The sequence below is a fragment of the Paraburkholderia sp. BR14312 genome (genome assembly GCF_040948675.1).
In the GTDB taxonomy this organism is placed as follows: domain Bacteria; phylum Pseudomonadota; class Gammaproteobacteria; order Burkholderiales; family Burkholderiaceae; genus Paraburkholderia; species Paraburkholderia nodosa_A.
Genome location: NZ_JBFPKI010000070.1, coordinates 1 through 538, shown reverse-complemented (window position 1 = coordinate 538; position 538 = coordinate 1). Strand labels below are relative to the sequence as shown.

The 538-nt window shown below is 61.0% G+C and carries 2 pseudogenes; both read left to right on the top strand.

Features of this window, described 5'->3' with window-relative positions:
- A pseudogene (locus tag AB3X98_RS42040) lies at nt 1–205 on the top strand (methyl-accepting chemotaxis protein); the annotation flags it as partial.
- Nucleotides 206–333: 128 nt separating this feature from the next.
- Nucleotides 334–538 (top strand): annotated as a pseudogene (locus tag AB3X98_RS42035) (kynureninase); the annotation flags it as partial.

Below are 538 nucleotides of genomic sequence, written 5' to 3'. Positions count from 1 at the left end.
CTCAGGCATCGTCGGTGAAATCGCTATCGCGTCGGAGCAGCAAAGCCGAGGCATCGAGCAGGTGAATCAGGCGGTCCTGCAGATGGACGAGGTTACCCAGCAAAATGCTGCGCTGGTGGAGCAGTCCACTGCGGCGGCATTTTCCCTCAATGAGCAGGCCACCAGGCTGCAGGACGCCGTGTCGGTATTCAAGATTGCGAGGTAACGGGGATGGTGTTTTTCCGGCGTCATTTGTGCAACAAACCTGCGGTACGCAGGCATTGAAACCGATGCAACCGCATCACCGCGTTCCGCACGAACGCGCCCTCTTTCGAATGACAAGAGCGGACTATCATGAATCAACGTGAAGAAGCACTCGCACTCGATGCGGCCGACCCCCTCGCACTCTTGCGCGACCAGTTCGCGCTCTCTCCGAACGTCATCTATCTGGACGGCAACTCGCTCGGCGTGCCGCCCGTCGCGGCTGCACAGCGGGCGCAGACCGTCATCGGCGCCGAATGGGGCGAAGGGCTAATCCGCAGCTGGAACGCGGCTGGCT